Below are 26,930 nucleotides of genomic sequence, written 5' to 3' on the forward strand. Positions count from 1 at the left end.
TTGTGGCCTACCGTCCAAAGCCTATAATGTGCCAAAAGCATAGCCTTCTGCCAACCAGTGTTCAATGGCCCGCGGCAACGCGTAAGTGAGCCGGGGGACGGCTTTGATGTTGTCATGAAATACGACTATCGATCCATTTTGTGTGTAGTTCAATACATTAGCTAAACATTTTTCAGGGTGCAGGCCGGTGTCGAAGTCGCCGCTAAGCACGTCCCACATGACGATGGTGTAGCCTGCTTTCCGCAGCTTGGCGTATTGGGAGCGGCTGCCACGTCCGTATGGCGGCCGGAACAGGTCGGTATGGGCCAATTGCTGGCAGCGGGCTACGTTTTCCAGGTATTTCTCATCCGGTGTTTTCCAGCCATTAAGGTGGTTGTGCGTATGGTTGCCGATCCGGTGGCCGTTTTTGATGAGCCGATCGAATAAATCAGGATGTTTTTTTATATTTTCGCCCACACAGAAAAACGTGGCCTTGATGTTATAACTTTCTAAGGTATTTATGACAAACGGTGTAACATCCGGTATCGGCCCGTCGTCAAAGGTGAGATAAATCTGCTTTTCCTCCCGGTTTCGGTGCCAGGTAAGCGTGGGGTAAAGCCACCGTAAGACGAGGGGAGAGCGGACCGTATACATGGATTTGCAAAGGAAGTAAATTAAGCGCAAATTTTGAAGGTAACTACAGCTAAATGAAAAGAAGTTTCTTACACCTAACGTTTTCGATGGCCTGCTTATGTATGGCGTTGTTGGTCCCCACGCATGGTGCCGCGCAGCGATTAATTCCTGTCAGAGAGGCTATACATTATGCCTTAGAAAACAATTTGCAGGTCAAGCAGGCTCAATTTCAGGCTGCATTGTCGGAAGAGGATTTAAAGCAGGCAAGAAGCCAATATTATCCCACACTCAATGCCCAATTCGGTGGGAGCATGCGTTTCGGGCGGTATTTCGACCAAACGACAGGACAATTGGTGCCTTCGGTAAACACCGCTAACGGTGGTGTCTCAACGGACATTCCTATTTTTCAGGGGTTTCAGCGCATCAACCAGATATTGGCCAATAAGAACCAGCTTGCTGCTGAACAAAGCAACATTGAAAAGGTAAAGAACGACCTGGTGCTGTCCGTGGTGACCACCTACCTGGAGGCGTTGACGAACCAGGACCTGCTGACCGCAGCGGAAATGCAGCTGAAATTGTCGCAGCAGCAGCTTGAGTTCGCAGAGGCCAACTATGAAGTTGGCAACAACACATTGGCTGACCTGTCTCAGGCCAGGAGCCAGGTGGCTACCGATGAACTGAATGTGACATCGGCAGAGAATGCGTTTGAACTGTCGATGCTCAACCTGAAGCAGTTGATGGAAATGAACCCAGCAGAAGAGATCGTGCTGGAAAAGCCGGACATTGAGTCTATCGAAAATGTTGCCGTTGCTTACAACCCTACAGCGGTATATACCGAGGCGTTGAAGGTACAGCCTGACATCCGGGCGGCCGCATTTTCATCGGAGGCAGCAAAGAACAATATCGCTATTGCCAGGGGGGCGTATTATCCGACGCTGGGCTTTGGTGCAGGGTACAGCACAAGCGTATCTTCAGTGGCTTCGCAGCCGATCGCATTCGATCCGGAAGGCAGGCCAATCGAATATGGCCGGGTTTCTTTTGCGCAGCAATTGCGAAATAACGAAAGCCCATATATTGGATTAAGCCTTAATATTCCGATATTCAACCGGTTCCAAACCAAGATCAATGTGAACAGGGCAAAAATCAATTATCAAAACGTGCTGACAAACGAACAGTTGGTTAAGAATAACCTGAATAAGATCATTAATCAGGCCATATTGGATCTTCGGTCGGCAGAAAAGCGATATGCTTCAACCGAGACGGCGTTTTCGTCGGCAAGAGATGCATTTGAGGTCATCAATCAGCGCTACGAGGTGGGGCTGGCCAATTCGGTAGAATTGTTCACCGCACAGACAACGATGAACAGGAGCGAGTTTGATCACATCCAAGCAAAGTATGACCTGCTGTTCCGCAGTAAAGTGATCGACTTTTACCTGGGCAATGAAATAACTTTTGAAAACTAATAAACGACCAAAATCATAAACAGACTATGGCAAAGAAGAAAAATACGCTTAAATACGTGCTGATCGGTGCAGTGATCCTTGTGGTATTTGTGATTATCGCCAACAAGATGGGCTGGATCGGCCAAGGCGATGTCATCAAGGTAGCCACAGACAAGGTGGAGAAACGGACGGTGAATGAGCAAGTATCTGCCAGTGGGAAAATACATCCGGAGGTGGAGGTGAAATTGAGTTCTGAGGTGTCAGGTGAGATCGTGGAACTCAACGTGAAAGAAGGAGATGTGGTAACCAAAGGGCAGGTTCTTTGCCGTATACGGCCTGATATTCTGCAATCCGGCTATGATCGGGCGATTGCATCGCTAAATGCGCAGCGCGCCAGTCTGGCGGTTGCCGAGCAGCAGCTGAAGCAGCAGGAAGCCAATTTCGTTAATATTGAGGCTACCTATAAGCGGAATAAAGAACTGTTTGACAAAAAGGTAATATCAGCAGCGGAGTTTGATAAGGTGAGTGCCGATTATGAAGCCGCCAGAGCAAATCTGGAAGCACAACGGCAGAACGTCTTGGCTTCCCGGTATGGCATAGACCAGTCACAGGCGTCTGTAAAGGAGGCCGGCGACAACCTGGCACGGACGACGATCTACGCGCCGGTAGATGGGGTTGTGTCGTTGTTACAGGCTGAACTCGGCGAGCGCGTCGTGGGAACTGCGCAGATGGCCGGAACGGAAATCATGCGTATTGCAAATATGAATTCCATGGAGGTGGTGGTCGAAGTCAACGAGAACGATATTACCCGTGTGGCGCTCAACAACGAGGCAACCATCGAAGTGGATGCTTTTCAAGGCAGGAAATTCAAAGGGGTGGTCACCGAGATCGCCAGTTCGTCCACCACCGCCGCAAATGCAACCAGCGCGACTGCCGGTACCGACCAGGTCACCAACTTTAATGTAAAAGTACGGATACTTCCGGAATCCTATGAAGACCTGCTAAAGAAGGACCAACCGAATCCTTCTCCATTCCGCCCGGGGTTGTCGGCCACGGTAGACATCCATACACAGCAGGATACCGGTTTGGCAGTGCCTATCCAAGCAGTAACGACACGCGAGTCGACCGGCGACAACGATACGACCGCAACGGGCGCTTCGCCGGCAGCAGCTGGTGCGCCGAAGATGAAAGAGTACGTATTCGTTTACACCAACGGCGCCGTGAAGCAAGTCGAAGTGACCACCGGAATACAGGATGACATGTACATACGCATCCTTTCGGGGGTCAATGAGGGAGATGAGGTCGTGTCCCGTCCATTCAATGCAATCAGCAAACTGCTTAAAGATGGAAGCAAGGTAGAGAAGGTCGATAAAAACAGCTTGCTTTAGCTAAGCAGGGAGATAGGGTAAGCGGTGCCTGCACCGTTTGAATCTATAAATTAAGTTGGACTGATTATAAATAATACGTATATTCGGCCCGAATAATGCTTAATCAGGAAGATGATTTGCCCTTTAGCTAATTTTGAGGAAGTATATAAAACCGATCACGGTGCGGTATACCAGTGCAGCAGGCAGAACTGCTATTGGCTGGAATTTGCGGGAAGCACGACATCATTTAGGGTGAGTGACTTCTTCGGCTTTAAGAAAAACATTGATGCTATCGATATTTCAGCAATGATCATCGATCCGTCACGGACGGCAGATTTTACGATTGTGATGCCTTTCCGGACACCACGTTGTTTTGTCTTGGGCATCAACGATGTATTAAACCTGCGCGAACTATTGGATGGCGCTAAATTCATGATCGAGCTCAATAGCGTGGTCCAATCGTGCTTAAAGGCTACACCAAGCCGGGTGGCTTAATCGCCGGTTACCACCGTTTGTTCCTTATAATTTAGACTGAATTTGTATTGCTTTTATGTTGAGTGAATTGCGGTTCTGTTTTCGTAAATTTGTATGAACAGAGTCCGGGGGCGCACTCCCGTTTCATTGGAAACTAAAAAGATAGCGTTATGAAAGATTTATTACGGTTGAAAACTTCGTTGAACGAAGAAATAGAAAACATATTGAATGCGCAGATAAAAGTTGAAGCTCATTCATCGTCTGTCTACCTGGCTATGTCGTCATGGTGCGATGACCAGGGTTATGATTTCAGCGCTGATTTTTTCGCCAAGCAGTCGGAAGAAGAGCGGAAGCACATGATGAAGCTCTTTAACTATGTAAACGACCGGGGCGGCCGGGCCATTTCCCCTGAGATTGTGAATATTCCGGCGGATTTCGAATCGTTCCGCGGGGTGTTTGAGCAGATGTTGGAGCAAGAAATGTATGTTACCCAGCAATTCAACAACATTGCTGACAAATGTATCAAGCTAAAGGACTTTGTGACGTTTCAGTTCATCCAGTGGTTCCTTGAAGAGCAGATTGAAGAGGAGTACGTTGCACGGCGCATTCTCGAAATGTTTGACGTAATTGGAGAGGAAGGAACCGGACGGTGGGAAATTGACAAACACGTCCATAAAGTAAGCTACGAGGGGTAGTTTCCGCGACTAACGTCCACATGATCGGGTTGTCTTTTTAAAGGCGACCCGATTTTTTTTGCACACATACGGATTTAGTGTTATCTTTCGTTCTTTATAGGAGCGAATAAGATTTTGTATTAAGTAGAAAACATTCCGGACCAAAACATTATATCCCGACGATAAGTTGCCATCGATAGCTATACATAGGCTCCTCGTTTTCGCGTTTCTTTTTGTATCGTTGCAGGCTTGGGCTCAGCATGAACGAAAGGAAGTAAGCGGCTTCGTGATCGATACGGCTGGCACACCCTTGGTAGGGGTGAATGTGAGGCTGACCTCCATATTGGATACGGTACTGGCCGTCACCGATAAAAGTGGCGCATTCCGGTTTTCCGATATCATAGCCCCGGAGTTCCGGCTGACGTTCAGCTTGATCGGCTATAAAATTTTGGATCGCTCGTACGCTACTAATTTTTCGGGCCAAGCCATGCAACTGCTTCCTACGGTGCTGCCTCCAGAGCAGACGTTACTCAGGGAAATTGTCATCAATCGTGTACAGCCTATTGTGATCAAAGAGGATACAGTGCAATACAATCTTGATGCCTTCAATGTACGCGAGAATTCATTGCTCGAAGAGGCCCTGAAGCAGCTCCCTAATATACAGGTACGGCGTGACGGCAGGGTTATAGCGCATGGGAAACAGGTCAGCAGGGTGGAAGTGGACAGTAAGAATTTTTTCGGAGGCGATGTGCTGACGGCTACCCGTAATCTGCCCGCCGAATACATTCAATCGATACAGGTAATCGATTACTACGGCGATATGGCAAACAGCACAGGAATAAAAGATACCGAGCCAGAGAAGATACTCAACATCGTGCTGAAGGAGGACCGGAAACGAATCCGTTTTGGCCAGGTAACTGGAGGTGGAGGAACCGAAGAGCGGTACCTTGGCAGCGTTGGAATCAATAACTTCAATGATGGGCAGGAGTTCTCTGTGCTTGGATCGCTGAATAACACCAATACCAGCCTGTTCAGCTACGGAGCGCCAAGTGGTGCCGGTACAAGGGAGCGTGGCAACGCCGATCTGACCGGAATCATGGATCCCGTAGACGGGGTCAACACGACCACATCGGCAGGGGTCAGTTATTCGGATGACCTTTCAGATAAGGTGAGCATCTATGGAAAGTACACGTTTACAAACCGCAAAAATAACACGATCGGAAATTCGTTGCTGCAAAGCCATTATGACCGTTACCAGATCATCAAGCAGGAAGTAAAGGAGGTCAATACAGACAACATCAACCACTTGATGGCTTGGGATATTGAAGCGCAGTTGGATGACCGTAACTATTTGAAGGTAAGTCCCAACTTATCTTATACGGATATCACCTCCCACAATCTTAGCAACGACACCATCAGACGAAATAGTCCTGGCAGCAATGTCGTTAGTGAACGGACGTATCGCGCCGGGGAGCGGATGTCGACACCGAACTTTGATATGGACGTGCTGTATTCGCGGATGTTCAGCAAGCCGGGCCGCAAATTTGTGGTCAATATGCAGGGAAAATACTACAGTCGGGATAAGCTGGAAGACATCAACGACTACTTCGAAAGCATCAACGCCAATACCGGACAACCTGTGCTGGACGATGCCTATTCGTTGGCCCAAGAGGTAAACAGCAACAACCAGAACCGGGTAGGGCGGCTTAGAGCGTCTTTCATCGAACCCATTGATGAGACGAGTATTCTTGAGGTCAGCTATGAATACAATTACACGGCGATCGACAGCCGCCGCAGCGTCTGGGACATGAGAAAAGAATGGTTTGTGGATTCGCTGAGCGTCGATTACTCCTATTTTTTTGAGAGCAACCGCGTAGGACTGAATTACCAGGTAGAGCAAAACAAGCGGCTTAAGTATACGTTAGGTTTTGGGGTGCAGCCTTTGCTGCTTCAGGGACGGACGCTTGGCGTGGATACGCTTACCCAGCACCGCAATGTCAATCTAATACCCAGCGCCGGTCTCCGCTTCCGAATCAGTGACGAGAGTGAATGGTCTATCGAGTACTTAGGGACCAATAACCAGCCCAATTTTTCGCAGATACAGCCTATACGCGACCTGACCAACTCGCAGAATATCATCATCGGCAACGCCGATCTGAAAGCGGAGTTCATCAACAGGATCACCACCCGCTTCCGTCAGACCAAATTAGGGAAGAGCCAATTTTTCGAGGCGCAGCTGGCACTCAATCAGGTCCAGAACAAGATCGTGACCAACCGCCGGAATCCCAGCAGTACGGTTCAGGAAACCAGTTTCCGGAACACATCGGGGTATTTTGATGCCAGGGGATACTACATGTACAGCACACCGGTATTCAACGATGATTTTCAGCTGAACCTGAATGGCACAACCGATTACGTTAATAATGTGTCGTTTATTGACGATAAAAAGAATTTCGGGCGGAACTTTATCTATTCACAGGCGTTGCAGATGAGGTATATGCTGGAGGACGTCATTGAGACCGAGATCAATACCAGTTACACCTTCAACCGTACCCGATATTCGCTGCGGTCCAGCGATGGTATTGATGCCAACTCGTTTTTAGTTGGCCTCGCAGGTAAGGGGTACCTTTCGGACAGCTGGGCATTCGGGTTTGACCTGTCTCATCGGCTCAACAACGGATTTAACAGCTTCGTCAACGCAAACCCGACCCTGCTGAACGCATACTTTGAATGGACGTTTTTGCACAACAACATGGCATTGCTGCGGTTCCAGGGGTTCGATTTATTCAACCAGAATACGGGGGTAACGCATGAAGTGATGGGACCGGACGCACTGTTTATGCGTAATAACCGGCTGGCGAGATATTTTATGCTTTCATTGAACATCCGTTTGCAGCAATACTTTTCTAATAAATCATGATGCGGGTAATTGTCATCGAAGCTTTCGGAAGCGTGGATGGACTGGTGGTCCGCCGGCGCCCGATACCGGAACCCTCCCCCGGCGAGGTGCTTATCAAAGTGTGTGCGGCCGGTGTAAACCGTCCGGATATCTTCCAGCGGAAAGGCCACTATCCGGCGCCACCAGGGGTGGTACAGGATATTCCAGGTTTGGAGGTGGCCGGCGTAGTCGAATCGTGCGGCACCGGGGTGACACGCTGGGTGCCCGGCGACAAGGTCTGCGCGCTGGTCGCTGGGGGCGGCTATGCTGAATTTGTAACGGTCGACGCTTCGCATTGCCTGCCTATTCCACAAAATCTTGGCTTTGAAGAGGCAGCCTGCCTGCCGGAGACCGTATTCACAGTTTGGCACAATGTATTTCAACGGGGGCTCTTGCAATCGGGAGAAACGCTGTTGGTGCAGGGTGGGAGCGGCGGGATCGGTACCACAGCAATTCAGCTGGCCAGGCTGTTTGGTGCACAGGTTTATGCTACCGCCGGATCAGACGAGAAATGCGCGTTCTGCGAAGGCCTGGGCGCAGGGATTTGCGTGAACTACAAAACACAGGATTTTGCAGAACAGTTGTCCGGTAGACGGATCGACGTCATCCTGGACAGCATCGGCGCACCATACGTTGAAAAGCACCTTTCGCTGTTGGCTGATGAGGGACGGCTCGTGTTCATCAACGCGGCGGGAGGAAAGCGGGCAACGCTTGATATACTTACGCTCATGCAGCGGAGACTCACGCTCACGGGAAGCACACTCAGAAGCCGTGATGCTGCTTTCAAGAGCACGCTCCGTGAAGCCGTGGAGCAGGCGGTCTGGCCGTTGGTATCTTCGGGCGCCTTCAAGCCCGTCATCCACCATGTTTTTCCCTTAGCCGAAGCACGAAGCGCCCATGAACTGATGGAATCCGGTGAATTCATCGGGAAGCTGGTGTTGACCAGTGGGCGTTAGCTATGGGGGCCGGAATGCTTCTCGTAACCGACGGAACCGGTTGGACTGCCGAAACATTGCGTACAATGCTAAATACTTTTAGCATTTGCGTTTTCCTAATATTTTCGCCATATTAGCCGACTGTAATACATTAACGAATATAAATCCTATAACAAATCTTCACGAAGATGAAATCATTATTGTCCTTTTATTTCTGCTTGTTGTTTATCCCGTCTATTCATGCTCAGGAGGTGACGCAAGTAGATCATCCATTAGATTATGTCAATCCGCTCATGGGCACGCAATCCGTCCACTTGCTGTCCAATGGCAACACCTATCCGGCCATTGCCCGGCCGTGGGGGATGAACTTCTGGTCGCCGCAAACCGGTAAAATGGGAGACGGATGGATGTACACTTATACAGCCGACAAGATACGGGGTTTCAAACAGACCCATCAACCGTCGCCCTGGATGAACGATTACGGGCAGTTTTCTATTATGCCGATCACCGGTAAGCCGACATTCGATGAAAATGAACGCGCAAGCTGGTTTTCGCATAAGGCAGAGGTAGCCCAGCCGCATTATTACAGTGTCTATCTTGCGGACCATGACCTGACCACAGAAATCACACCGACCGAACGGGCTGCACGTTTCCGCTTTACATTTCCCGAGACCGACAGCGCCTATGTGGTGGTCGATGCGTTCGACAAAGGATCGTATGTAAAGATCATACCGGGGGAAAACAAAATCATCGGCTATACGACGCGCAATAGCGGCGGTGTGCCCGACAATTTCAAAAATTACTTCGTAATGGTGTTTGACCGCCCTTTTGCTGATGTGGCTACCTTTGCCGATTCTGCGCTGGTAGATAACCGGCTTGAAATGCAGGCAGACCACGTGGGGGCCATCGTAGGTTTCCGTATTGGCAAAAGAGGGGAACAGGTGCAGGCCAAAGTGGCTTCGTCGTTCATCAGCCATGAGCAGGCCGAATTGAACCTGCGGGAAATCGGTGACAAGGACTTCGAAACCGTTAAGCAGGAAGGCGCAGACCAATGGAACGAAGAACTTGGTAAGGTAAAGGTGGAAGGCGGGACGATCGACGAGGTACGCACGTTTTATTCCTGCCTATACCGAACGATCCTATTTCCCCGCATGTTTTATGAATACGACGCTGACGGCAATGTGATGCACTACAGCCCGTACAACGGACAGGTGCTGCCGGGATACATGTTTACCGACACGGGATTCTGGGACACGTTCCGGGCGCTGTTCCCTTTCCTTAATCTGGTATATCCCGAGATGAGCCAGAAGATGCAGGAAGGATTGGTGAATACCTACAAAGAGGGCGGGTGGTTGCCCGAGTGGGCCAGTCCCGGCTACCGCAACATCATGGTGGGCAACAATTCGGCTTCCGTGGTGGCTGATGCTTATATCAAGGGCATGCGTGGGTATGACATCGATAAACTTTATGAGGCCGCATTGAAGGGCGCGAACAACGCCGGGCCTATCACCGCCGTGGGACGCGCCGGGGCGGAGTATTATACAACGCTCGGCTACGTGCCGTATGACGTGAATATCAACGAAAATGCAGCCCGTTCGCTGGAGTATGCTTATGACGATTTCGCCATCTACCAGCTGGCTAAGGCGTTGGGGCGTCCGGCTGATGAGGTGGCGCTATACCGCGAGCGCAGCTTTAACTATAAGAAACTGTTTGACAAAGAAACTGGCCTGATGCGCGGGAAGAACAAGGACGGCAGCTTTCAAAGCCCTTTCAACCCGTTCAAATGGGGCGATGCGTTTACTGAAGGCAATAGCTGGCATTACTCATGGTCGGTTTTCCAGGATGTGGAGGGGCTGGCCCAACTGATGGGAGGACATAAAGCGTTTATCACTAAACTGGATTCGGTATTCTCGCTGCCTCCTATATTCGATGACAGCTACTACGGCTTTACCATCCACGAGATCCGCGAGATGCAGATCGCGAACATGGGACAGTACGCGCACGGCAACCAGCCTATCCAGCACATGATTTATCTATACAACTATGCCGGGGCGCCATGGAAAGCCCAATATTGGGTGAGGGAGACGATGAACCGCATGTATATGCCCACGCCCGACGGGTATTGCGGTGATGAAGACAACGGACAAACATCGGCGTGGTATGTCTTTTCGGCGTTGGGCTTTTATCCGGTCACCCCGGCTGTCGACGAATACGTCATAGGGGCGCCGCTGTTCAAGAAAGCGACCATTCAGCTGCCCGGTAACAAGACCATCGAAATCAATGCGCCCGATAATGGCAGGGAAAACCGCTATATCCGGTCGGCAAGATTCAATGGCAAAGCATATAGCAAGAACTACCTCAAGCATAGCGAATTGATCAACGGTGCGGTACTGGATTTCGATATGTCGGATAAGCCGAATACGAAACGGGGCACCAAGCAGGCAGACTTTCCATTTTCACTGAGTTTGGAACAGTGATTTTTAGGGACTGCCATTTTAAACAAACAAGCCCGCTGAGTCATCAGCGGGTTTTTTTTATATATTTCGTTCTTTAACGTTGATTATGGTCGTTTTGAGGTGTTGTCCGTAAAAAGTTCATTTTTTACTTCAGACGACAATTCGATGAAGCGCTCATACTGTTTCAGGACATCTGCAATGATCTCCTTTTTGGTAAAAGACTCGACATTATAACCTGTCCTGTTGTCTCCGAAAAAGGTTTTGGGGATATAGGTGTTGTTGCCAGCGGCACCCGGAACATTTTCTTCGTTAACCAGAAAGTCGGAAATCACTTTTGATTGATTGCGGACGCCGTATACAAAATCCTCGATCAACGCATGCTTGATGGTAAGTGCCACTTCCATGGGTCTTTCCCTCGTCGTAACCACGGCGGCTATTCCACGGCTGTTAAATTCGTCTGCAAGCTCATTCAGCGCCGGCTGCACCGTCTGCAGCATGAAATCGGCGACCGCCTCCTTGCTTTTGAACGACAGGATTCGCTGAAGGCGATCTTTCCAAAACTCGCCCGACCAGTAGCTTGTTGCTGGAGACAATGCCCTCCCGTAATAATTGTTGTCTATGATTAATCCCTGTATGAGGCTATAGCAGAACAGGAGCATAATGATGGAAAACGGCAAGGCCGTGATCAATGTCATCGTTTGCAATGACTGCAACCCACCGGCGTTGAGCAGAACAAGCGCCAGAAGCGCCAGCAATACCCCCCAGAATACGAGCTGCCATTTCGGCGACTTGGCGGCGTTTTTGGTGGCAATGCTGTTCATTACGAACATTCCCGAATCAGCAGATGTAACAAAAAATATGAAGATGATCAATATGGCTACAGCGCTGCTTATCGCCGGGACCGGAAAATGAGATAAGAACAGGAACAATAGCTCGTCTGCGTTGTCGGCCATACGGCTCAGCGCGCCATGCGTTACGTTGCGATCCACCCAAGTTGCACTGTTCCCAAATACGGTCATCCATAAAAAATTAAAAGCCGTCGGTATGATCAAGACGGCACCGATAAACTCCCTGATCGTACGGCCGCGCGATATTCTTGCAATAAACAAGCCGACATAAGGCGCCCAGGAAATCCACCATGCCCAGTATAGAATCGTCCAATTGAAAAACCAAGGCTGCGTTTCCGGTTCATATGCATAGGTATTAAAAGTTAAATTGAAAAACTGGTTGATATAATAGCCGATTCCTTCAGAAAAGGATCCGAGCAGAAAGACTGTCGGGCCGACGATGATGATAAAAAGCATAAACGCAACCGCGATAATGATATTAAGTTGACTCAAGAACTTGATCCCTTTATTGAGTCCGGAAGTGGTAGAAAGTATGGCGATAGCCATGATGACCGATACAATGGCCACCTGGTATCCGAACCCGCTGCCGCCCAGCACGCCCACCTGAACCAGTCCGGCGTTTAACTGTACCACTCCGAATCCTAACGTGGTGGTAATGCCGAAAAACGTGCTGCATAAAGCAAAGGTGTCGATGACATCGCCCCCAATCCCGTTAACCTTATTTTTCAGAATCGGATAAAAGCAATTGCGGAGCGAGAGAGGTAACTTGAACCGATAGGTAAAGTATGCTAATGACAAACCGACTACGCCATAGATGGCCCAGGCGTGTATACCCCAATGAAAGAATGTGTATAATTGTGCATTCTTTGCTCGCGTGATGTCATTCAGCGGCCTGAACGTCTGGTCTGAAAAGTGTGATATGGGCTCCGCCACACCAAAATACATCAAGCCGATTCCCATTCCAGCAGCAAAAAGCATGGATATCCATGAAAAGAACGAATGTTCCGGCTCGGCATGGTTGTCGCCCAGTTTGATGGATCCGTATTTGCTGAAAACCAAGAAAAAAAGGAAAATGACGAAGAAGGTTACTGACCAGACGTACATCCAGTTCATATTAACAAATATCCAGTCCTGAACACGGCCCAACAACGTGGCAGTACGGTTAGGGAATACGCTTGAAACAAATGTAACGGAAAGGATGAATACTAAACTGGGTATCATGATACCCTTTTTAAAGGTGCTGTATGCGGACAGCTTTTTGATACTGAGCATAATAGTATGCGTTTAGTTTATATTATCCTCAAAAATGCGCTTCCCCTAGGGATCGCTCAAGTAGAAAACGCTTATTCCGGTCATTTGTTAGCAAAAGTAGGTTTTTTGATAATTCAGCGGGCTCTTTCCCGTAAGCTGTTTGAAGTATTTATGGAATCCCGCAAAGTTATGGAAGCCGCTTTCGTAACAGATCTGCTTGACATTCATGTTGTTTTCGATAAGCAGCTTGCAGGCATTGCCCACGCGTAGTTCGATGAGAAACTGGGAAAACGTTTTGCCGGTCCTCGATTTGAAGTAGCGACAGAATGCGTTGCTGCTCATGCCGGCTACTTCGGCAATCTCATCCAGTGTAATCCGCCGTTTGAAGTGCTGCAGCGCGAAGTCGTAGATGTTGTTGATGCGGTCATTTTCGCCGCGCTGGAAATGCGGGTGGAAACCAACGGAGGAAAGCAAGCAGACGTCGTCCGCATGAGCGATGACTGTGAGTGCCTCCATCAGTAAAATGATCCGCTTAGCGCCCGCCGTCACCAATAATTCTCCAAGAAGCTTCTGAACGGCAGAACGGGCTTTCCCCGAAATGGCAATTCCTCGCTTTGCGGTACAGAGCAACTGCTTGATGGCTGTATTTTCCGGTAGGTCGAGAAAAGTTGCGCCCCAGAAGTCGTCGTTGAAATGTGCCACGCGTATGTCTGCTTCTTCCATGCCTTCCTGTTTGACATACCGGTTGTCAAAGCTCCAATAATGGGGGAGGTTAGCGCCGATCAGCACGACATCACCTGCGCCGAAGTTGCGGATGCTATCGCCGACGAATTGGGTACCGTGCCCCTTTGCGAAGTGAATAAGTTCAACCTCACGGTGGTAGTGCCAGCGGTTGTTGACCTGCGGAACGGTGTCGCGCCTCACGCTGAACGAGTGGGCAGGGGAGGTGCTTACTTTGCGTAATTGAGGTTTCATTAAGTTAGTTATTCATCAATAAATGGTTGCCGCTTGACGGTATTCTTCAATCATATGTGCTGATCTGAGACAATATTAGTAAATATGCGCTAATATAACTTAATATCTCGCTAATATGTTATCAGCTTTTATCCGCTTTCTTTACTTACTTTGCGTGGCATAAGCAGATAAACCAATGCAATAAACCAAATGGCTGAACGACGAACAACGATTCCCGTGATACTGGTCACCTCCTTGTTTTTCCTCTGGGGGTTGGCCAACAACATGACGGATACCTTGCTGGCTGCCTTCAAAAAGATTATGTCCATGACCGATGCGCAGACATCATTCATCCAGCTATCTTTTTACGGGGCCTATTTCCTGCTCGCTTTACCCGCTGCGATCTACATCAGGCGGCACAGCTATAGATCGGGCATCTTACTCGGCCTGGGGCTGTTCACCGCCGGGGCATTATTATTTTATCCGGCCAGCAAAACCATGGATTACGCCCATTTTTTAGCTGCGTTATTTATTCTGGCAGGCGGCCTTTCCATCCTGGAGACTGCCGCTAATCCTTATATACTAAGCCTGGGGCCTGAGCACACCGCCACACGGCGTCTCAACATCGCCCAGTCATTCAACCCCATTGGGTCAATTGCCGGTGTGGCCATCAGCAAGATGGTTATTCTATCGGCGCTCAACCGGTCAGGTCATGACGAGCGGGCTGTCATGGACAGCACTGCGCTGAAGCAGATCCAGTCAGCCGAGCTGGGAGCCGTGATGCAGGCTTATGTCGGGTTGGCCATTGTGCTGGTGGCGGTATGGTTGCTGATCAGGTTTGTGAAAATGCCGGTCGACGCCGACACGGATAAAGGCAACATCAGGCAGGCGTTTTCCCGGCTGGCGCGCAACAGAAATTACGTGACAGGCGTGGTGGCGCAGTTCTTCTATGTGGGAGCACAGATCGGTGTGTGGTCGTTTACCATACGGTACGTGATGCTTGAGCTCAATCTGGACGAAGCGCAGGCTTCGGACTACTATATGGCGTCACTGGTAGCTTTTATGGCTTTCCGTTTTATCGCATCGTGGCTCATGCGCTATATCCAGCCTGCGCATTTGCTGGCTGGGTCATCTGTACTGGCAGCGCTGCTGGCGTTATTAGTGTCGTTTGGCGGAGGCTATGCCGGGGTTTATGCGCTGGTCGCTATTTCGGGTTGCATGAGTTTAATGTTTCCGACTATCTACGGGCTGGCCAGTGAGGGGCTGGGCAGTGACCGGAAGATCGGCGGTGCCGGACTCATTATGGCGATCCTGGGTGGTGCCGTATTGACTTATGTACAAGGCCTGCTGTCAGACACACTAAGCAGTATCCATATGTCATATCTGGTGCCATCGTGTTGTTTTGCGGTGGTTGCCCTCTATGGTCTTTCCCGTCGGGCAAAACGCCCCGTTATACTCAACAACGAATGAGACGATATGTATTGACGCTGGATTTGAAGGACGATGTAAGCCTCATCGCTGAATATGAGCAGTGGCACCGGGAAGTTTGGCCTGAGGTCGAACAATCCATCCTGGCATCGGGGATAAGGCGCATGGAGATTTACCGGTTTTCGAACCGATTAGTGATGATCTTGGACGCCGACGAGCAGTTTTCCTTCGAGCGAAAGGCAATGGTCGATGAGGCCAACCCGCATGTACAGGAATGGGAGCGGCTGATGTGGAAATACCAGCAACCGGTGCCGGGAGCCAAACAAGGCGAAAAATGGACGATAATGAATAAAATTTTCGAAATTAGCGGAAATGGCGTATAACATGGAGCAAAAGCAGCTTTTTTTACAGATCCATCCGGAGGACAACGTGTTGGTTGCCCTGCAAGACTTGCCTGCGGGGATGGAGGTCCGTTTCGGCGATAAACCGGTCCGTTTGGTCAGCGGTGTCAAGGCAAAGCATAAATTTACCATCGGCGCACTGGAAGCAGGAGCTGAGGTACGCATGTATGGCGTGCTGGTGGGCCGGACTAACGCTGCGTTGCCGCCGGGTGAAACGATTACCACGCAAAACATCCACCATGCCGCGGATAGCGTTAAGCTTGGTGAACGCAAACTGGACTGGCATAAACCGGACGTTTCGGCCTTTGAAGGGCGCACGTTCATGGGGTACCACCGATCCAACGGCACGGTCGGTACGGCCAACTATTGGTTGGTCATCCCCTTGGTGTTCTGTGAAAACCGCAATGTGTCAGTGATGAAACAAGCCTTGGAAGAACAGCTCGGCTACAGTAAGCGGTTGCGCGACTATGAGCCCGAGGTGGATCAGCTTATCAGGCTGTACCGGGCGGGCAGCACGGTAGAGGATATTTTGAATGCGGATATCACGGCCAGCAAAACACAGGAAGGCGGGCAGCGGCTGTTTGCGCAGGTCGACGGCATTAAGTTTCTGAACCACAATATGGGATGCGGCGGCACGCGGAGCGACGCTGATACGCTGTGCGGGCTGCTTGCGGGATACATTACCCACCCCAATGTCGCAGGCGCAACGGTCTTGAGCCTTGGGTGCCAGAATGCCCAGGCTTCTATATTGCGCGGGGAGATTGCCAAGCGAGACCCGTTATTCGACAAGCCCCTGTATATTTTCGAACAGCAATTGATGGGCACTGAAACCAACCTGATCCGCGAAGCACTGAAACATACCTTTGCTGGATTAATGCAGGCCAACCAACTGCAGCGCCAGCCCGCGCCATTGAGCAAGCTGTGCGTCGGTTTGGAGTGCGGCGGTTCGGATGGCTTTTCAGGCATATCGGCCAATCCGGCATTGGGGTTTGTTTCCGACATGCTGGTCGCTATGGGCGGTTCGGTAATCCTTTCCGAATTTCCCGAGCTCTGCGGCGTGGAACAGGAGCTGAGTGACCGGTGTGTGGATGAAGCTACCGCGCTGCGGTTCATCGAATTGATGAAAACCTATAATGCACGGGCTGAGGCGGCCGGCTCGGGTTTTGATGCCAACCCGTCGCCCGGCAACATCCGGGACGGGCTGATCACTGATGCAATCAAGTCGGCCGGCGCAGCGAAGAAAGGCGGTACCTCGCCCGTGACCGCCGTGGTAGACTATCCGGGAGTGGCAAACAAACCTGGGCTCAACCTGCTTTGTACGCCGGGCAATGACGTGGAAAGTACGACCGCTGAGGTCGGTGCGGGGGCGAATGTCGTGTTGTTTACGACCGGACTGGGCACACCCACCGGCAATCCGATAACACCGGTGATCAAACTCTCGTCGAATACCACACTCTACGAACGGATGCCGGATATCATTGACGTCAACTGCGGCACCATCATCGAAGGCACCGAAGCGATTGAAGAGGCGGCCCACCGCATCCTGGATTACATCATTGAGGTAGCAAGCGGCGACACTCAGCCCAAAGCGGTGCAACTGGGGCAGGATGATTTCATCCCCTGGCGGAGGGGAGTGTCGTTGTAGGTTGGGGGATTAGCAATGTATGGTGTTAGTTTTAATGTATGGTATTAGTTTTATGGTTGGAATATGTCAATGAAAAAGTTAACGGGGAAAACGGCGGTAATCACCGGGGGCGGCAGCGGAATAGGTCGCGCCATCAGCTCGCTTTTTGCCAAAGAAGGAGCCGCGGTCCATATCCTTGAATTGAGTGCTGAAGCGGCCGTTCAGGTGGTTGACGAAATCAACGGGTTCGGAGGAACGGTTGCCGTACACGCCTGTGACGTGAGCGAACAAGCAGCGGTGTCAGCCGTGGTACAGACTATAAAGCGCATCGATATACTGGTAAACAACGCTGGCATCGCCCATGTTGGCAGTGTTGAGAACACGACAGCGGAAGATTTTGACCGCATCATGCAGGTGAATGTTAAAGGCGCCTATAACCTGCTGCATGCAGTAGTGCCCTTGATGCGCAAGGGCGGAGGAGGGGCTATCGTTAACATGGCCTCCATAGCTGCGTTGGTCGGATTGACCGACCGATTTGCCTATTCGGCAAGCAAAGGAGCCATCTACGCAATGACACTTTCGGTAGCACGGGATTACCTACACCATGGAATCCGCTGCAACAGCATTTCACCGGCACGGGTGCATACGCCGTTTGTGGATGGTTTTATCGCGAAGAATTATCCGGGCAGGGAAGCCGAGGTGTTCGACACGCTTTCCAAAAGCCAACCCATAGGCCGCATGGCCCGACCGGAGGAGATCGCATCATTGGCGCTTTACCTGTGCTCGGACGACGCATCATTCATCACGGGCAATGATTATCCCATAGACGGCGGATTTTTGAAGTTAAATAGTTGAAAGCATATTAACAGCGGGCATATGAAGTTAATTCGTTACGGCGACCCCGGCCGCGAAAAAATAGGGGTACAGCTTGATGGTATAAATTACGACGTTTCCGCTTTAGGAGGCGATTACAACGAGGAGTTTTTCGGCGACAACGGACTGGCGCGGTTAGCGGAATTTGTAAAAGCCAATGAAGGTGCGTTGGTGCCGGTACCGGCAGAAACGCGGTTAGGGCCTCCTATTGCGCGCCCTTCAAAAATTCTGTGCATCGGACTCAACTACCGGGACCATGCCCGGGAAACCGGTACGGCGATTCCGGCTGAACCGATCATCTTTATGAAATCAACCACTTCGCTGAACGGCCCTTTCGATGATATCGTCATCCCGAAGAACGCTGTCAAGACCGATTGGGAGGTGGAGTTTGGCGTAGTGATCGGCAAGCGGGCCTCATATGTGGCCGAAGCGGAAGCGTTTGACCATGTTGCGGGATATGTTTTGCATAACGACGTTTCTGAGCGTGAGTTCCAGTTGGAGCGCGGTGGTACGTGGGACAAGGGCAAGGGGTGTGATACGTTTGCACCGATCGGTCCTTTCCTTGTCACGAAAGACGAAATCGCGGATATCCATAATATCAGGCTCTGGCTAACGGTAAACGGTAAAACGTATCAAGACGGTAACACGCGCGATCTGATATTTAATGTTCCCTTCATCATTAGTTATGTCAGTCAATTCATGACGTTATTACCTGGGGATGTCATATCCACGGGAACGCCAGCAGGAGTGGGATTGGGCTTTAAACCGCCAGTGTACCTTCAGCCTGGCGACGTGGTCGAGCTTGGTGCCGAAGGCCTCGGCACCTCCCGGCAGGTGGTGAGGGCGTACGGAGGATGAAGCCATGCTAGGAAACAGCGGGCGAGTGGATGCGCACCAGCATTTCTGGCGGTATAATCCAGTGCGGGATGCATGGATCACGGACGATATGGCGGTGATTCAGCGGGACTTCATGCCGGACGACCTGAAGCCGGTTTACGATGCCAACGGTATCGCTGGCTGTGTGGCGATACAAGCCGACCAGTCAGCGGAGGAAACGCTGTTCTTGCTGGATCTGGCTGAGCAGTTCCTGTTTATCAAAGGGGTGGTCGGCTGGGTGGACCTGCAGGCGGCGGATATCCGGGATCGCCTGGCGTATCTCAGCCGGTATCCCAAGCTGAAAGGGTTTCGCCATATTGTGCAGGGAGAAACAGATGCGCGTTTTTTGCTGCGACCGGATTTCCTTAATGGTATCGAAGCACTCGGTGAATACGGCTATACGTATGATATCCTCGTCAAGCCCCACCAACTGGATGCTACCTTGGAGTTTGTCACTTATTTCCCGGATCAGCCCTTTGTTATCGACCACCTTGCGAAGCCTTACATCAGTGCCGGAGCGCGTCAGCCGTGGGCAGATCAGCTGTCGGCGATCGCCGAACATAAACAGGTATACTGCAAGCTGTCGGGGATGGTGACCGAGGCTGATTGGAATGGATGGAAAGCAGAAGATTTCACTTACTACACACAGCACATTCTTAATGAATTCGGTCCCGAACGGATCATGTTCGGTTCGGATTGGCCGGTATGTTTGGTCGCGGCTGACTATGCGCAGGTTGTCCGCCTGGCGGAGGACGCCATTTGTCAGCTGCCGCCGAATAAAAGGGAGTTGATCTGGCGAACAAATGCAACTGCATTTTACAACTTAGCTGAATAACTATGGATTTAAACCTGAAAGACAAAATAGTTGTGGTCACCGGTGCTGCCAAGGGCATCGGCCGGGGCATCGCGCTCGCACTGGGAGCCGAGGGCGCTATACCGGTGGTTGTGGGGCGTAATCAGGCTGACAACCTAGCGGTGCAGCGCGAAGTGGAAGCCGCCGGCGGAGAAGCGTTTGCGGTGGAAGCCGAATTAACCCGCCCGGAGGATTGCGAACGTACCATCGAAGAAACACTTGGGCGGTTTGGCCGTATCGACGGACTGGTCAACAATGCCGGAGTGAATGATGGTGTGGGCCTGGAGGGCGGCAACTATCAACAGTTTGTAGACAGTCTGCATAAATCGCTTATCCATTATTATTTGATGGCTCATCACGCACTTCCGGCTTTAAAAGTTACCAAAGGAAATATTATAAATATCAGCTCTAAAACCGCTGAGACCGGTCAGGGGAACACCTCGGCCTATGCTGCAGCCAACGGCGGCCGCAACGCTTTGACGCGCGAATGGGCTGTGGAACTACTCAAGTATGGTATACGCGTAAACGCCATTATTGTTGCCGAATGCGCTACCCCCCAATATGATACTTGGATACAGACGCTGCCAAACCCCGACGAAACATTGCAGAAAATTACCAATCGGATACCGCTGGGGAACCGGATGACGACAACGGAAGAAATCGCAAACATGGCGGTATTCCTGCTGTCTGAGCGGTCTAGCCACACCACCGGGCAGTTAATTTATGTGGATGGAGGATATGTACACCTGGATCGGGCGATTGATTAAGTGTATGTCGGATGCTGATACAACGCAGACGGGCCCTATTCCACGACGACCCCCATATTGCTGAACTTGCCGATGCGTTCAGAAACCAGTTGGGCAGCTGGCTTTTTCTGTAGGGCGGTGAGGTCAACAAGCAGCTGCTGTTTAACCGTTTCGGCGATTGCCGACGGATTGTGATGGGCGCCACCCAGCGGTTCGGGGATGATCCCATCGATAAGGCCGTTTTTAAGCATGTCTTCGGCGGTAAGTTTAAGTGCCTCAGCGGCTTTTTCTTTGTAATCCCAGCTCCGCCATAGAATCGATGAACACGATTCAGGAGATATCACGGAATACCAGGTGTGCTCGAGCATGTATACCTTGTCGCCCACACCGATGCCCAATGCGCCGCCCGATGCGCCCTCACCGATAATTATGCAGATAATGGGTACTTTAAGTACCGACATTTCCATCAAGTTCCGCGCGATGGCTTCACCCTGGCCCCGTTCTTCTGCCTCTATCCCCGGATAAGCGCCCATGGTATCGATCAATGTTACGACAGGTTTATTGAACTTTTCGGCCAATTTCATAAGCCGCAGTGCCTTGCGGTAGCCTTCCGGGTTGGCCATCCCAAAATTTCGGAATTGCCGCTCCTTGGTGTTTTTTCCCTTTTGATGGCCGATAATCATCACAGACCGGCCGCCGATGGTGGCAAAGCCGCCGACAATGGCTTTGTCGTCCCGCACGTTTCTGTCGCCGTGCAGCTCGACGAAATCGTCACAGATGCGGCCGATGTAATCAAGTGTCTGGGGCCTGTCGGGATGGCGAGACATCTGAACTTTTTGCCAGCCGGTCATGTTGCTGTATATTTCGCGTTTGGTTTTTTCCAATTTCTCCTGCAATTCCGTCAATGTAGCACTCATGTCGACCTTGGTTTTTTCGGCTACCTGATTTACTTTTTCAATCTGCATGTGCAGGTCTGCAATTGGCTTTTCAAAATCAAACGTTGTTTCCATAAATGCGTTATAGCAAAAATCAGGGTGCTAAGTTAGGCAATTGTATTGCTTTTTTAAAATGTGATTGGTGTTTGGCACTTATCCTGCACCCCTTGACGGGGATTGTACACTGGCTTGGTTTTTGCAGATATAGGCTTGTTATCGATGTCGACATATCAATCAGGCTTATGATTAGAGTAATTACATTACCAATTTTGTTTCTTATCATCTTCATACGGCCTGCAATAGCAGACACGTATCCCGAGGTGTTGTTTGAAAACAGCCTGCTGGGTGGCACCTACTACCACAGTGAAGTGCATTACGAGGGGACAAGCTGGGTGGAGAACGTCGGCGGAAAGCTTCCCGTTTCGGATTCCATATTTTTTACGCCAGGTAATGCGCTATCGCTGAAGTACACCTCCCGATCCGATGGGCAATGGCGTGTGCGGCTTGCCTATCCCCAGTCGCCGGGTTTTTATCGGCCAAAGGCAGATGCCGTACTTACATTTAAGCTGTTCGTTGCGTCGGATACCGAGCGCAATGCATTGCCGCGGTTGGCATTGTATCGGAAGGATACGATAAGCGGGTCCGTTGACCTGGCTAAATACATTACGGATTTTCAGGCCAATGTATGGCTGAACGTACAACTGCCATTGCGGGATATCGGCGGCCTGGGTATGGACGGTGCAATTGATGGCATACAGTTTTTCCGAGGCGGCACAGGCAGCGGCATCCACCGGCTGTATATTGATCAAGTTGAGTTTTTACCGGCCAAGCCGGCCCGGGTAAAGCTATCATCGCCTGCCGTGCTCACTGCTGCAACGGCTTACGACAGGCATGTCGACCTTACGTGGCAACTGCCGCTCACCCCCAGTATCCGGTATGTCAAAATTTATCGGTCTGAAGATAAGGAGCATTTTGAACCGGTGGCTATTCGTCCCATTTATGCGCAAAAATGCACGGATGTGGTACCTTACTCAAACCGGACATATTATTATAAAATCGCTTGGGTAGACTACGACTACCTCGAATCACCATTTTCAAGTGTGCGCGAAGCAGCTACCCAGACGGCGAGCGACGATGCTTTTCTGGATTTCATACAGGCCGCCCATTTCAATTACTTCGCAGCACGGGCCGAGGTGAACAGCGGTATGCATGCCAAACATTTCGGCGTGGATGAAGCGACAGTTTCTGTGCAGGAGACAGGTTTAAGTATTCTCGCCCACATCGTGGGCGTTGAGCGGGGCTTTATGCAGCGCCAGGCGGCGATAAGCAGGCTGAATCGCATACTGGACTTCTTGGGAAAGGTGGAGCGCTACAATGGGGCGTTCCCAGCGACGATAGACGGCCGTACGGGGAAGGGAGTCTTTGCTATCGACACCGTTCCCGAGGCGGATTTGCGTGCGACGGCATTCCTGATGCAAGGGCTGCTCGCGGCACAGCAATACTTTGGGGCAGATGACGGTGAAGCTGATTCGCTGACCGAAAAAATCAATGACCTGTGGGCGGACGTGGCATGGGACCGGTTCGTGATTGAAGGCCAGGAGCATGTGTTGCTTGACCGTTGGTCGCCCACCGCGGGGTTCAGGCATGCGCATCCCCTTGGAGGATTTAATGCGGATTTTACCTGCTATGTGCTTGCATTGGCGTCTCCCCGGCATGCGCTTGCTGCTGACGCCTACAGCAAGGGACTGGGGGTGCATCGTCGATTAGCTGACGCTGACCATGCGCTGGAGCTGGCCAATAATACGGCGTTTTCGGTTAAGCTCAGTGATGCCGAACCGGTAGTCCCCGCTTACACCGAATTGCCATATACCCGTGATACCACGCTTTATGGCCTGTCCGTGAGGGTGGGATCGATAGATACGTCTTTGCTGGCGGCTTACCAGCCGTTTCTGGCCTTTGACCCCCGTAATAAAAGGGACCAGTTTGCCGATTATTTTGCGAACAATGTAAACCTGGCGGTTGCCTACAAGCGGCGCGACAACCAAAATGCCTATGGTGGATTTTCGCCAGATGTATGGGGTACTGAAGTTTGGCCAGATTCAGCGGATACGGTGTTTGCCATCAATCCAGCAATCGCAGGTGCCAGCTACGGCTACCTGCCACATGAAGCGCTGCAGGCTATGCGCACATTTTATCAGAAATATGGACACGCGCTGTTTACTGAGTATGGGTTTCGCAGGATGATTTCGATTGAAAAAAATGCGCTGAAAGACGAGTATGACCCGGTGAATCAGGCTGCCGTGGTGGTGATGATTGAAAATGGGCGTAGCGGACTGATCTGGGATTTATTTACCAACCATCCGGATATTAAAAAGGTAGTCGAAAACCATTTTACTGTTAAGTAGCTTTTTGTACTTTTACACCCATTAGCATTTATTTTTATATGAAGCCCCATATTCTTTTTTCGTTTGCGTTGGTAACTTCCCTCGCTATTGTCTCTTGTAAGAACAAGAAAATCGCCGTTAACCCCGGTGCGCACGTCACCATTGACGGGACCCAGGATGGACTGAATCACGTACAACGCGATTTCGGGGATGCTGAAATGACCGACCGTGGCATTATGGTTACCTTTGACGCCGATGTGCTGTTTCCTTTGAATTCCTCCTACCTGACCAACCGGGCTAAGAGCGAAATCGACAAGCTTGTTCAGTTATTGAATGACTATCCGGGTGCTTCGCTCATAGTGGACGGTCACACGGACGCCACGGGCACAGAAGAATACAACCAGTGGTTGTCAGAAAAAAGGGCGGAATCTGTAAAGAAATATGCGGTGGAGCGTGGGATCAATGGAAGCCGTATCACGACGCATGGATATGGACAGGCTAAGCCGGTTGCACCGAACAATACCAAGGAGGGCCGGCAACGGAACCGCCGGGTGGAGGTGACCATCGTGACCCCCAAAAAGTAACCTATAACAGTAGCTTGGTCTCAGAAGCCGTTACAGGACTGCCGTAAAACCGTGCAGCCTTTTCCTCAAAGTCCGCGGCACTGTCTGTCGTATAGAACGTCACGTTGCCACCCGTGGTGCACTGTTGCTCCACTTCAGGATGACGGGAAAGGTAATCGGCGAGACTCAATGCCACCAGTTCCCCCTGGGCTAGTATGCGAATGTGTGGAGGTACGAAGCGCTGGATAAGTGGCAGGAGCAAAGGATAATGCGTGCAGGCAAGTATGATCGTGTCGATCCGTGGCGACTGGCGGAGTAAGCGGTTGACGTCGGCCTGCACGAAATAGGCCGCACCAGCAGAATCCAGTTCGTTGTTTTCCACCAGCGGCACCCACAGGGGGCATGCCTGTTGGTATACCGATATATCGGGGAAAAACTTCCGTATTTCGATCGAATAAGAGGCAGATTTTACCGTGCCGGATGTGGCCAGCACGCCTACGTGCCGCGTTTGGGTATATCGGCCGATCACTTCGGTGGTTGGCCGGATTACGCCGAGCACTTTCCGCAAATCGGGACACTGCGGCAGGTCGTGCTGCTGGATCGTGCGAAGGGCTTTCGCAGAGGCGGTGTTGCAGGCCAGCACAACGAGGTGGCAGCCCATCGAAAACAGTTGCTCCACGCATTCCCTGGTAAAGGCATATACCGTCTCAAAAGAGCGCGTACCATAAGGTACCCGGGCATTATCGCCCAGGTACACATAGTCATACTGCGGCAGCTTGCCTACAATTTCCCTGAAGACGGTCAACCCGCCATAGCCAGAATCAAAGATGCCTATCGGACCCATATACGAGGCGCTCCATTATTTCAGCAAATATGGCTTTTCTTTGTAGGTTTTCCATAGAAATTCGCCGAATAAGGTGTTTGCCCAGGCAAACCAAGAGCGGGTGAAGTTTTTGGGATCGTCCTTGTGGAAGGACTCGTGCATGAAACCGGTATCGCCGTGGGTGTTTTTCAGCAGATCGATACAGGATTTAATTTCGCGGTCGTCAAGCGATGTAAGCCCACGCATCGTAATAGCCATCGGCCAGACCATGTCGTGTCCGATGTGAGGCCCCCCGATGCCTTCAGCTGCCGAACCTTTAAAGAAAAACGGGTTGTTTTCAGATAGCACGTAGGCACGCGTGCGCTGGTATATCGGATCGTTGACATTTACAGCGCCGAGGTAGGGAAGAGACAGCAGGCTGGGAATGTTAGCATCGTCCATCATCATGTAGCTGCCGAAGCCATCCACTTCGTAAGCATATACACGGCCGTGCATGGGGTGGTCAACAATGCCGTATTCCTTAACGGCATTTTCCACTTCCTGGGCCAGGTCGAGCATTTCCGATGCCAGTGCCTGTTCGTTGGCAAGGTTGGCGAGCATTTCGGCCGATTGGCGCAGGCTGACCACGGCGAAGAGGTTGGACGGGATGAGGAAGGAGAAGATGGTCGCATCATCGCTTGGCCTGAAGCTTGAACAGATCAAACCTACCGGATTGACGGGGTAACCGTATCCGTCCACCTGCAGGGTGTCGGAGCCCCGCGCCGTGGTACGCTCAAACTTGTAGGGGCCCAGGCCATCTTTCCGTTGCTGCTCTTTGAACGTTTTCAAGATGTTGCGCTGAGCGGCTAGCCACTCGCTGTCAAATGGAGCGGTATCATCAGTGGCCTTCCAATATCCGTAGGCGAGGCGTATGGCGTAACATAGCGAATCAATTTCCCACTTGCGCTCATGGATGCCTGGCTTCATGTCGGTGTGGTCGGTGCCCCATTCGCCCACTTTGTTTGGGTCGTTATAGAACGCATTTGCATAGGGGTCGATGTTGATGCACTCGCTTTGCTTGTTGACTAAACCAGCGATCAGCCGCTGCAGGTTTTTGTCTTGCGCCATAAAGGGGAGATACGGCCATACCTGCGCGCAGCTGTCGCGGAGCCACATCGCGTCGATGTCTCCGGTAATCACATAGGTGTAAGGTTTGCCGTTCTTTTCTTCCGGAAATACAGTCGTATCCAATGTGTTGGGGAAGCAGTTGCCGAACAGCCAGCCGATCTCTTTGTCGGCTGCGTGGCGCTGGAATTCCTTGATGACATTTTCGATGGCATCACTGGAAAAATGGCGCTGGTCTTTCGGAAAGCGGACGTTTGGGAATTCCTGCCGGGTTGAACCCAAAGATAGATTGCCTGCCCACATCCCTGCGCCAAGCAACGCACTGTTTTGGATAAATGTTCTACGTTTCATGTGGTTTTAACTGTGTCT

General features: G+C 51.0%; 22 protein-coding genes. 16 read left to right on the forward strand and 6 right to left on the reverse strand.

Going from position 1 to position 26,930, the window contains the following annotated elements:
* Positions 1 to 21 precede the first annotated feature (21 nt).
* On the reverse strand, positions 22 to 633 hold the full coding sequence (locus ACFOET_RS04620) for a polysaccharide deacetylase family protein (protein ID WP_379020056.1): 612 nt from the start codon (positions 631 to 633) through the stop codon (positions 22 to 24).
* A gap of 53 nt (positions 634 to 686) precedes the next feature.
* On the opposite strand from ACFOET_RS04620, the gene ACFOET_RS04625 reads away from it, so the two are divergent.
* From ACFOET_RS04625 to ACFOET_RS04655, 7 genes are all read left to right on the forward strand, one after another.
* A complete protein-coding gene (locus ACFOET_RS04625) occupies positions 687 to 2,075 on the forward strand; it encodes a TolC family protein (RefSeq protein ID WP_379020058.1) in 1,389 nt (462 codons plus the stop codon).
* Between the two features lie 26 nt (positions 2,076 to 2,101).
* Complete coding sequence (locus ACFOET_RS04630; RefSeq protein ID WP_379020060.1) at positions 2,102 to 3,442, forward strand: efflux RND transporter periplasmic adaptor subunit; 1,341 nt, start codon at positions 2,102 to 2,104, stop codon at positions 3,440 to 3,442.
* A gap of 111 nt (positions 3,443 to 3,553) precedes the next feature.
* Positions 3,554 to 3,916 carry a hypothetical protein gene (locus ACFOET_RS04635; RefSeq protein WP_379020062.1) on the forward strand — a complete coding sequence of 121 codons (363 nt, stop codon included), beginning with the start codon at positions 3,554 to 3,556 and terminating at the stop codon, positions 3,914 to 3,916.
* Positions 3,917 to 4,065: 149 nt separating this feature from the next.
* Complete coding sequence (locus ACFOET_RS04640; RefSeq protein WP_379020064.1) at positions 4,066 to 4,590, forward strand: ferritin; 525 nt, start codon at positions 4,066 to 4,068, stop codon at positions 4,588 to 4,590.
* A 166-nt stretch (positions 4,591 to 4,756) separates the two neighbouring features.
* Complete coding sequence (locus ACFOET_RS04645; protein ID WP_379020066.1) at positions 4,757 to 7,489, forward strand: outer membrane beta-barrel protein; 2,733 nt, start codon at positions 4,757 to 4,759, stop codon at positions 7,487 to 7,489.
* Positions 7,486 to 8,463: an NAD(P)H-quinone oxidoreductase gene (locus tag ACFOET_RS04650; RefSeq protein ID WP_379020068.1), complete on the forward strand. Its 978-nt coding sequence runs from the start codon at positions 7,486 to 7,488 to the stop codon at positions 8,461 to 8,463. Before ACFOET_RS04645 ends, ACFOET_RS04650 begins: the two co-directional genes overlap by 4 nt.
* A 167-nt stretch (positions 8,464 to 8,630) precedes the next feature.
* On the forward strand, positions 8,631 to 10,919 hold the full coding sequence (locus ACFOET_RS04655) for a GH92 family glycosyl hydrolase (protein WP_379020070.1): 2,289 nt from the start codon (positions 8,631 to 8,633) through the stop codon (positions 10,917 to 10,919).
* 83 nt (positions 10,920 to 11,002) lie between these two features.
* Here the strand turns inward: ACFOET_RS04655 and ACFOET_RS04660 are convergent, their stop codons facing one another.
* Positions 11,003 to 13,018: a BCCT family transporter gene (locus tag ACFOET_RS04660; protein ID WP_379020072.1), complete on the reverse strand. Its 2,016-nt coding sequence runs from the start codon at positions 13,016 to 13,018 to the stop codon at positions 11,003 to 11,005.
* Positions 13,019 to 13,105: 87 nt separating this feature from the next.
* Entirely contained in the window at positions 13,106 to 13,972 is an 867-nt protein-coding gene (locus tag ACFOET_RS04665; protein ID WP_379020074.1) for an AraC family transcriptional regulator, read from the reverse strand.
* 189 nt (positions 13,973 to 14,161) lie between these two features.
* Between ACFOET_RS04665 and fucP the strand changes: the two genes are divergently transcribed.
* From fucP to ACFOET_RS04700, 7 genes are all read left to right on the forward strand, one after another.
* Entirely contained in the window at positions 14,162 to 15,421 is a 1,260-nt protein-coding gene (gene fucP / locus ACFOET_RS04670; RefSeq protein WP_379020076.1) for an L-fucose:H+ symporter permease, read from the forward strand.
* Positions 15,418 to 15,762, forward strand: a complete 345-nt coding sequence (locus ACFOET_RS04675) for an L-rhamnose mutarotase (RefSeq protein WP_379020078.1) — start codon at positions 15,418 to 15,420, stop codon at positions 15,760 to 15,762. Before fucP ends, ACFOET_RS04675 begins: the two co-directional genes overlap by 4 nt.
* Positions 15,752 to 17,425 (forward strand): UxaA family hydrolase, encoded by a 1,674-nt coding sequence (locus ACFOET_RS04680; protein WP_379020080.1) that lies wholly within the window; start codon positions 15,752 to 15,754, stop codon positions 17,423 to 17,425. Before ACFOET_RS04675 ends, ACFOET_RS04680 begins: the two co-directional genes overlap by 11 nt.
* A 69-nt stretch (positions 17,426 to 17,494) precedes the next feature.
* A complete protein-coding gene (locus tag ACFOET_RS04685) occupies positions 17,495 to 18,259 on the forward strand; it encodes an SDR family NAD(P)-dependent oxidoreductase (protein ID WP_379020082.1) in 765 nt (254 codons plus the stop codon).
* A 21-nt stretch (positions 18,260 to 18,280) separates the two neighbouring features.
* Positions 18,281 to 19,135, forward strand: coding sequence for a fumarylacetoacetate hydrolase family protein (locus ACFOET_RS04690; RefSeq protein ID WP_379020084.1), 855 nt, complete (start codon positions 18,281 to 18,283; stop codon positions 19,133 to 19,135).
* 4 nt (positions 19,136 to 19,139) lie between these two features.
* Positions 19,140 to 19,988, forward strand: coding sequence for an amidohydrolase family protein (locus ACFOET_RS04695; RefSeq protein WP_379020086.1), 849 nt, complete (start codon positions 19,140 to 19,142; stop codon positions 19,986 to 19,988).
* A gap of 2 nt (positions 19,989 to 19,990) precedes the next feature.
* Positions 19,991 to 20,773 (forward strand): L-fucose dehydrogenase, encoded by a 783-nt coding sequence (locus tag ACFOET_RS04700; protein ID WP_379020088.1) that lies wholly within the window; start codon positions 19,991 to 19,993, stop codon positions 20,771 to 20,773.
* Positions 20,774 to 20,808: 35 nt separating this feature from the next.
* On the opposite strand, the gene ACFOET_RS04705 is transcribed toward ACFOET_RS04700, so the two are convergent.
* Complete coding sequence (locus ACFOET_RS04705; protein ID WP_379020090.1) at positions 20,809 to 21,762, reverse strand: acetyl-CoA carboxylase carboxyltransferase subunit alpha; 954 nt, start codon at positions 21,760 to 21,762, stop codon at positions 20,809 to 20,811.
* A gap of 167 nt (positions 21,763 to 21,929) precedes the next feature.
* Between ACFOET_RS04705 and ACFOET_RS04710 the strand changes: the two genes are divergently transcribed.
* Both ACFOET_RS04710 and ACFOET_RS04715 read left to right on the forward strand, forming a co-directional pair.
* Positions 21,930 to 24,092 (forward strand): glucoamylase family protein, encoded by a 2,163-nt coding sequence (locus ACFOET_RS04710; protein WP_379020092.1) that lies wholly within the window; start codon positions 21,930 to 21,932, stop codon positions 24,090 to 24,092.
* A 38-nt stretch (positions 24,093 to 24,130) separates the two neighbouring features.
* Complete coding sequence (locus ACFOET_RS04715; RefSeq protein ID WP_379020094.1) at positions 24,131 to 24,655, forward strand: OmpA family protein; 525 nt, start codon at positions 24,131 to 24,133, stop codon at positions 24,653 to 24,655.
* 1 nt (position 24,656) lies between these two features.
* Here ACFOET_RS04715 and murI read toward each other — a convergent pair whose 3' ends face one another.
* Both murI and ACFOET_RS04725 read right to left on the reverse strand, forming a co-directional pair.
* Positions 24,657 to 25,478, reverse strand: coding sequence for a glutamate racemase (gene murI, locus ACFOET_RS04720; protein WP_379020096.1), 822 nt, complete (start codon positions 25,476 to 25,478; stop codon positions 24,657 to 24,659).
* Between the two features lie 15 nt (positions 25,479 to 25,493).
* Positions 25,494 to 26,912: a glycoside hydrolase family 125 protein gene (locus tag ACFOET_RS04725; RefSeq protein ID WP_379020098.1), complete on the reverse strand. Its 1,419-nt coding sequence runs from the start codon at positions 26,910 to 26,912 to the stop codon at positions 25,494 to 25,496.
* Between the last annotated feature and the right edge of the window lie 18 nt (positions 26,913 to 26,930).

The organism is Parapedobacter deserti, assembly GCF_042646065.1.
Lineage (GTDB): Bacteria > Bacteroidota > Bacteroidia > Sphingobacteriales > Sphingobacteriaceae > Parapedobacter > Parapedobacter deserti.